This window comes from Pseudomonas sp. CROZ-RG-20F-R04-15 (assembly GCF_022662375.1).
Taxonomy (GTDB): Bacteria; Pseudomonadota; Gammaproteobacteria; order Pseudomonadales; family Pseudomonadaceae; genus Aquipseudomonas.
In genome coordinates this window covers 96,601-103,974 of the sequence record NZ_JAKNQL010000020.1, presented here as the reverse complement: position 1 = coordinate 103,974, position 7,374 = coordinate 96,601, and the positions used below count along the sequence as shown (strand labels likewise).

Below are 7,374 nucleotides of genomic sequence, written 5' to 3'. Positions count from 1 at the left end.
GAGCCACACGCAGACGATTGATGACCACTCGACCGAGAATGTGGGTGGTGTGAAAAAAATCGAGGCGCTGGGCGCGCTCAAGCTGATGTCGGGTGGATCCGCGAGCCTGGCGGCGGTGGATGATATGCACCAGGCGACCGGCCGGGATTTGAACTTGGTGGTGGGGCAAAAGCACAACGCCACGGTGGGAGGGGATATGCAGGAGCGGATCGAGGGTTTGCGGCGCAGTGTGGCCAGCAAGGGACAACGCCTGGAAGCGCCCAAGAATTGGATCGGCTCTGACCGCGTGAACTTGTTCCAGATTGTCTGCGATGTGCTCGACCTGTTGGAACAGATGAATGTTCAGATCGCTGCACACGTGCACGGGCCGAGTCCGGCACCTTCCAACGCGGCTGCTTTTTCCACGAACAGTGCATGGGCTGCATCACACGCAGGGGTATTAAAGCGCGTTACGCAGTAGGGATGTTTTTCTATTGAGAGTGTGCGGGTATAAATGGTTATGCGTTATTCGTACATGTTTCCACAGTAAAGTGTGGAAGATGGGTTGGTCGCCTTGTTTGATACAATTAGTTGCCGGTGACCGTCTGTCGGAAAGTTTTCGTGACATAGTGTTTACTTGTGTTTACGAAAGTTTACCGATATCGGTAAACAAATTTGATCAACGCCTCAACGAAACCCTTGTGTCTCAGGCAGCGGTGTCAAATCGGCGCTCTCGCCTTGGTGCCAGACACAACAAAGCCCGGGCGGGGCCGGGCTTTGTTGTGTTCCTAGGATGTGCCGCATTGGCTGTTCCACGTCAGAAAAGCTGTGTTAGCATCCTTCCTAACTACCCAAGGCTGTGCTTCTTTGTTACCGGAATCTCAAAGGGTATGGCTCTGTGACAGACCAGTCAAGCAAGAATACTTGTCAAAAAGCGTTAGTTGTGAGCTTTTCCGAACGTAGGAAATAATCATTATTTAACGAATGATATTGATTAGTTACCTTGACGGCGGGTTGAGTTATCAGGCGGGTAGGACACTATCGCACCTTTATTAAGTTGCGATCCTATCAACCCTCAGAGCATCTTTATATGAAGATACTTATAAATCGTTACCTGCCCGAAGAAATGATCCGGGCGCTCCAAGCGGCTTATTGGACGATCCGTCTACTTATTCTCGCTCGGGAAATGTAAGGGTATCACCGCAGGGGTCACTGGCCCCTGCGGCTCTTATTCCAGTCGACACCACCAAGACTGTGCATAGGCGCAGCCTTCGACGTACTCAATACCACTCAATACGAACCCGGTTACGGCCATTCCCGCCAGAGTTGCATCAAGCAAAGGTGGCAGCGGATCCGGATCGAGCGGCATTCCTACCTCAACGCGGGCAACATTCGCAGCCCTGCCTAACTCATGACAGTTAGTAGAATTGACCATGACATTGCCCCGGATCGCCGGATAGCGGCGCCGTTCCTTCGGATTCAGTGCAATCCCACGTAAGCGCATAGGCGTCACAAGCACGTGCATGGGTTCTCCTATTCGTCAGTGTCGAGGTCAAGTAAAGACTCAACGGCGTAGGCCAGCGCCGCGTCCGCTAATTCAAGCAATTCGCCGAGTTCATCAGTATCGATCACCTGGCCCTGGTACAGCGCATGCGCTTGCCTTAACAAAGCTTTGTAATGAGCGCCGGGCATTGCCAGTAACGTCGACTCGTCACGCAGCATGACCCACCATTGATCCACTCCGTGCGTTCCCGAGATAACGACCCTTGCAGATTCTCTATTCATCGGTACTGCCTGCTCAACTCAGATACTGTATATGCAAACAGTATATCGGCATACATATCGCCTCACATCAATAGGCCGACTGGCGGCAGAGACGGTTTATGGCTCTCTAAGCTAGCAGCGACCAGCGAACCATTCGAAGGATGGGCTAGGCTTCCCGAACCACTTTTCAAGGACGCAACCATGATGGATAACTCGGACTGCAAGATCGCCACAGCGGATGCTCTGACATTGCTCCTACACAACCAGCATGCCCTAGGCGCGGCAATCGAGGAGATCACCAAATGGCTCTCAGAGAGTGGCGCGGCGAATGTTGCAGATAATGCACTCGTCGCCATGGAAGCCATGGACACAAATGCACAAGCGTTAACAGACGCGATCATGCGACTACGGCAGTGTTAGCGAATCTCTAAGCTCTGCACGCGAAATGCTGGAGTTCATGGTGACGCAGCCCTGCGGGTACTCAAACTGTTTGCAACAAATCGATCTTCTTTTAAAAAAAATTGGCGAAAAAGCACTTATCCCCCTCCCGCCAACGGGCTTTGCGTCATTTTTTTGTGCAAAAGGTGAGGCGGTGCAAACGAGCCTACGGCTCAGGCCGCCTGTGGGGCTATAGAGGTAGGAGACGTTTTCACTGTGTGCAAACTTTTGAAAAAAAATGAAGCGAAGTTGCACACCTTGGCAAGGTGAGTGGGATCTGCGCGCCAGCCTGAATGCCCCGGCCCGTAAGGGCGAGGTACAGAAAAATAGGCGCTAGAGCACTTTTTCAAATTCTGAACGTATCGAATTTTAAGGGTGGGTGAACCCAGCGTTCGGCGGTGAGAGGCTGGAGCCAGCCCAAGTGGGACGGGGGTTTGAGATTAAGTCGGATGTTTCACAACTTCTCAGCTACCAGTACCACGACATAATCCAAGCCACTAATGCGGCCCATGTGATGGTCATCGCGAAGGCAAGGGCAACGATCTGATAGTTACTCACGGTTTAACCTACGATTTCGTCATGCCAGTCGAACCATTCACAGGCTGCAGAAGGGTAGTGACGGAGTCAACGAAGTCGTCCATCGACCATGGCTTGTGCAGATAAATTGTTCCCGATGGCACGGTTGCTGGTTCGATCAAATATCCGGAAGTCAGAATTGTGGCGATCGCGGGCCAACGGCTCTTGGCAAGCTCAATAAACTCCGCCCCTTGAATTTGTCCAGGCAAACCGTGATCAACAATTGCGAGGGAGCAACTGCCTCGGTGTTCGAGCAGATAGGTGAGCGCGTCGTCGGCTGTCCCAAACTCTAAAACTTCGGCAGCGATGTCGGTCAAAATGTCCGCCATCAGTCCACGAAGGGTAGGGTCATCCTCGATAACGATTACCAACCCATCGACCGGCTCCAACCCTTCCCAATTCACATTCACTAGGTCGTTCCTTAATCGTCAGAATTTTACTCTATCGAAAGGACAGCTTAGGACGTTTAGTGTTCGCGGGTGATACCGAATTTGTGATCTGTAGCGCCTTCCAATTTGCACCCTCTCATCATGTCCTCGACTTCCGCTGCATTCAACAGGCGACGGTGTTCTGCTTTGACGTGCGAGTGCAGCAAGTCTTCGAGTAGCGTGCTCAGGTGCAGAGCCGTTTTTTCGCTCAGTTTCTTGACTGTGCCCGTGCGAGCTGAGGGGCGGCATATTCCACCTGCCGACACTCCTAATGCGTCAAGCAGGCCGCAAACGTAGCCGTCTAAAAACTCTCTATTGGTGAGCAACACTTTGCTTTCGGGTGCTTCCTGGTAATCCCAGTCTAGCCGCCAGTAACGGCCTTCCTTCGTAACATCGATCTTTGGCAAGGCTGGCTCTTTGGTGAGGCGTCTCATATGAAATTTCCGGCATCTTGAGATAGCGAGACGCGAATTCTAAACGGCAGATTGAAGTGCGTGTAGATGAGATTTTTTCTCAGGAAGAGGGAGGGCTTTTCAAAAAGAGTAATAAAAGTAATACGGCGGGAAAAATGCGCTGGACGCCCCGGTTTTACTAGGGGTTCGATATCACACGGAAAAGTAATATGAAGTGATATGAAAAGTGATATTTCGGCCAAACCCCCGGTTTCATTGGGTTTGGTGATTGTGAAATATCACCTTATAAAAGAGTAATACGATTACTTCTATATCACTTAGATATCACCTTTTTAGAAAATCGCTGAAAGCCTTATAGAACGTGGCTTGTAGCGAATTTTCGAAAGGCATATCACCTTTATTACTCTTTTTTCGCGGGGTCACACATTTTAGGCGCGACCTTCAGAACTCGCCGGGCGCTAGACTCGCTCACTGTGTGAGGCGAAGGCCATCTGCATACGTCGTTGCGCATGTTAGAAAAGATCCGCGTGTGGGATCGTTCAGGACGCTTGTTACGTGGCTTGTTACGTGTAACCCAAAAACAAAGGGCCTGCATCGCTGCAAGCCCTTGTTTTGTATGGTGCCGGCACCAGGAGTCGAACCCGGGACCTACTGATTACAAGTCAGTTGCTCTACCAACTGAGCTATACCGGCGTTGTGGGCGACGATTATAGCGATTGGGAAGATCCTGTAAACCCCTGAATTCAGACTATTTTTGCATCGCAGCAAATTAAGCCCTGCGCAATGCGTAACACAGCATTTACGCCTTAAGCACGATAGGGCTGTTTTGCAGGGAAGGCAGGGGAGTTTCGGCTTTCGCGAGGCCGCGATTATTCGCTCGGCGCGCCCATTATTCGGCGGTTATGTCGTTTTGATTGGCAGCTTATGCACAACTGAGAGGCGCCAACTCGTACTGAGGCGAGGTTTTGTGAACCCATTCTCATTTTGTTCGCAAATCCCTGTTTTACAGGTTTTTTATTTGTGTGAACAAAAAATGACCAGTGCTGTTAACGCAGCGAAACAGCCGCAGATATTGGATCCATGGGAAAACCATCAACAGAGTTATCCACAGGCTGTAACGTTTTAAGCGCGTTCGGCGAGCAGCAGTAAGTTACGCGGTGTGAGTGAGGTGTCGCAAAAGGTGCCGAGGCGTACGACGTATCCCTGTTCGAGGAGGAAAAGCGCCCGATCCAGATTCAGCCAAAGCTCCAGCGGTCGTCGGAACAATCCGCGAAGCAATTCAAGGTTGCGAACTTCGGCCAACCGCTGCCAACCGGCCGCTTCGAGTGCGGGCCAATCGGGCTCACCGATTGTGGATAACTCTTTGAGCGCAGCCAGATCTCGACAGTAATCAGCGAACGGTTTTTCCAGCCAGGCGCTGGGCAGGGAGGGCGTCGGCAGGTATTCGTCGACGCCGCGCGCTTGCCGTTGCAGTAGGTCAAAGGCCAGACGACGGGCCATTGAGGTGTCGCGCTGACGTCGGATGCGTGCGCCGGCGGTGACGGTTTCACTCATCGGCAGCGCCAGATCTTCCAACGAGAGCTGTAGGAGCGATTTCGAACCGGCCGAAGACAATGCATGATATTCGCTACGACTGATGCGGTTGTAGCAGCAAGGCGCGATCGCCATTTGCTGGCAACCGGCAGCGCTGGCCAGTTGCATCAGCTGAACATGTAGATCGCCACACGCGTGAAGGGCGACGGGCGTGTGAGTCGCGCTCAGCACGGAAGAGGCGTCCGCCGCCATTACGTCCTGCTCCACATGCAACGCGTGCAAGTGATGACGCTGACTCAACGCCTGACCGCTGGCGACCAATAGCGGATCGTATTCAACGCAAGTCAGTTGCTGGCCCGAGCCCAACAAGCGCCGACCCAAGTGCCCCTTACCCGAGCACCAATCGAGCCAGTGCGTCGGCTGCGCGGCGAAGGACAATCGACTGGCAAATGCCTCGATCTGCTGCCATTTGCGCCCCGGCACATCGACATTCAATCGATGGCCCGCGGCTTCCAGCGCATGCTGCGGCAACTCGCCAACCGCACTCAGCTCAGCCGACAACGCCGCCAATGAAGCAAATGGCTCCGGCGCATCAACAAGATCAGCAGGTTGGTTGTGAGCGTTTTCCGCGTCTTCCAGTGACCGCCCGCGTAGCCACAAGGCCAGTTCCGGGTAGGACGCTTCCCAAGCAAGCGAAAGATGAGTGAACGGTCGAGGTTTCCACAGCACCTGATGCTCAATCAAAAAAGCATCCAGCGCGGTGAAGCGGGCGAGTAACTCCTCGCCCGTCAGCACGCAGGAGGAGTCAACGCCCTTGGCAGGCATCGACGCGCAACCATCGCTCCAGCTGTTTGAATGCCTGAACGAGAACAAACGACATCAGCAGGTAAATGACGCCTGCGGTGAAGAACATATCCACGGTGAGGTAGTTGCGGGCAATGATCGTGCGGGTAATGCCGGTGAGTTCGAGCAAGGTCACCGTGCTCGCCAGAGAACTGGCCTTCAACATCAGGATGACTTCGTTGCTGTAGGCCGGCAGGCCGATGCGCGCGGCGCGCGGCAGGACGATATAGAACAATGCCTTGGCCTTGGACATGCCCAGTGCACGCGCGGCTTCGATCTCGCCCGGCGGGATCGCTTGAATGGCGCCACGCAGGATTTCGGCGATATAGGCGGCAGTATGCAGGGTCATCGTGGCGACAGCGCACCAGAAGGGTTCTCGCAAATACGGCCACATGAAACTGTCGCGTACGGCGTCGAACTGAGCCAGGCCGTAGTAGACCAGAAACAGTTGTACGAGCAGCGGAGTGCCACGAAAGAAAAAGATGTAAGCGTAAGGAAATGCGCGAACAAGCCAGAGCTTGGAGGAGCGCGCGATGCCCAGAGGGATCGCCAGCAACAACCCGAGAATAACGGCGATGCCCACCAGTTCGAGTGTCAGGACGGCGCCCTGAAAGAACTTCGGCAGCCACTTATAGATGACTTCCCATTCCATTACGTCGTCCTCACGAAGCCACGGGCGGCGCGTTTTTCCATGAAGTGCATGGTGGCCATCGCCAGTATGGTCAGGCCCAGATACATGATGGCTGCGACCAGATAGAAGGTGAATGGATGCTTGGCGAAGGTCACGGCGTTCTGCGCATTGCGCATGATTTCTTCCAGGCCGATGACCGACACCAGAGCGGTGTCTTTCATCAGGATCATGAACAGATTGCCCAGGCCGGGCAGGGCGATGCGCCACATCTGCGGCATGATCAACCGGGTGAAGATCCGCCATTTCGACAGGCCCAGGGCCTGACCGGCCTCACGGTGTCCTTTCGGAATGGCCAGGATGGCGCCACGAAATACCTCCGTGGCATAGGCGCCGAAGCACAGTCCGAGTGCGGTTACGCCCGCCACAAAGGGGCTTAGCGCCAGGTCTGGATTGCCAAAATATTCGCCAATGGCATTCATCGTCTTGACGGTGCCGAGGTAGATCAGCAGAACCCAAAGCAGTTCCGGCACACCACGTACGATGGTCGAGTAGGTTTCGCCAAGCCATTGCAACGGCTTGTACGGGGAAGTCTTGGCCAAGGCACCGAGCAGGCCGAGCACCAGTCCCAGACACAGGGCGGTGAGAGCCAGTTGGACGGTCATCAGCGCGCCGGCAGCGAGGGCCGGGCCGAATCCGTAGAGGTCGATAATCATGGGTTTCTGTTCAAATTGCGGCAGGCAAAGTCGGGAGCCGGCGCCGTTCAATCACG

8 protein-coding genes, 1 tRNA gene and 1 pseudogene are annotated in these 7,374 nt (G+C 54.1%); 2 read left to right on the top strand and 8 right to left on the bottom strand.

Going from position 1 to position 7,374, the window contains the following annotated elements:
• Nucleotides 1-460, top strand: a pseudogene (locus L8H52_RS23400) (hypothetical protein); the annotation flags it as partial.
• Nucleotides 461-1,207: 747 nt separating this feature from the next.
• On the opposite strand, the gene L8H52_RS23395 reads toward L8H52_RS23400, so the two are convergent.
• Nucleotides 1,208-1,504 (bottom strand): hypothetical protein, encoded by a 297-nt coding sequence (locus L8H52_RS23395; RefSeq protein WP_242208861.1) that lies wholly within the window; start codon nucleotides 1,502-1,504, stop codon nucleotides 1,208-1,210.
• An 8-nt stretch (nucleotides 1,505-1,512) separates the two neighbouring features.
• Nucleotides 1,513-1,719: a hypothetical protein gene (locus tag L8H52_RS23390; RefSeq protein WP_242208862.1), complete on the bottom strand. Its 207-nt coding sequence runs from the start codon at nucleotides 1,717-1,719 to the stop codon at nucleotides 1,513-1,515.
• 225 nt (nucleotides 1,720-1,944) lie between these two features.
• Here L8H52_RS23390 and L8H52_RS23385 point away from each other — a divergent pair, with 225 nt between their 5' ends.
• The gene (locus tag L8H52_RS23385; RefSeq protein WP_242208863.1) at nucleotides 1,945-2,163 is read left to right on the top strand and encodes a hypothetical protein; all 219 of its coding nucleotides are present in this window, start codon (nucleotides 1,945-1,947) and stop codon (nucleotides 2,161-2,163) included.
• Between the two features lie 584 nt (nucleotides 2,164-2,747).
• Here L8H52_RS23385 and L8H52_RS23380 read toward each other — a convergent pair.
• The 6 genes from L8H52_RS23380 to L8H52_RS23355 all read right to left on the bottom strand — a co-directional run bounded on the left by L8H52_RS23380 (nucleotide 2,748) and on the right by L8H52_RS23355 (nucleotide 7,318).
• On the bottom strand, nucleotides 2,748-3,167 hold the full coding sequence (locus tag L8H52_RS23380) for a response regulator (RefSeq protein WP_242208864.1): 420 nt from the start codon (nucleotides 3,165-3,167) through the stop codon (nucleotides 2,748-2,750).
• A 56-nt stretch (nucleotides 3,168-3,223) separates the two neighbouring features.
• Nucleotides 3,224-3,592, bottom strand: a complete 369-nt coding sequence (locus L8H52_RS23375; RefSeq protein ID WP_242208865.1) for a hypothetical protein — start codon at nucleotides 3,590-3,592, stop codon at nucleotides 3,224-3,226.
• Between the two features lie 623 nt (nucleotides 3,593-4,215).
• Nucleotides 4,216-4,291: transfer RNA gene (locus L8H52_RS23370), tRNA-Thr, on the bottom strand.
• Nucleotides 4,292-4,720: 429 nt separating this feature from the next.
• A complete protein-coding gene (locus L8H52_RS23365) occupies nucleotides 4,721-5,956 on the bottom strand; it encodes a methyltransferase (protein ID WP_242208866.1) in 1,236 nt (411 codons plus the stop codon).
• Nucleotides 5,937-6,626: an ABC transporter permease gene (locus L8H52_RS23360; RefSeq protein ID WP_242208867.1), complete on the bottom strand. Its 690-nt coding sequence runs from the start codon at nucleotides 6,624-6,626 to the stop codon at nucleotides 5,937-5,939. The genes L8H52_RS23365 and L8H52_RS23360 overlap by 20 nt, the downstream gene beginning before the upstream one ends.
• The gene (locus L8H52_RS23355) at nucleotides 6,626-7,318 is read right to left on the bottom strand and encodes an ABC transporter permease (RefSeq protein WP_242208868.1); all 693 of its coding nucleotides are present in this window, start codon (nucleotides 7,316-7,318) and stop codon (nucleotides 6,626-6,628) included. Before L8H52_RS23355 ends, L8H52_RS23360 begins: the two co-directional genes overlap by 1 nt.
• Nucleotides 7,319-7,374: the final 56 nt, after the last annotated feature.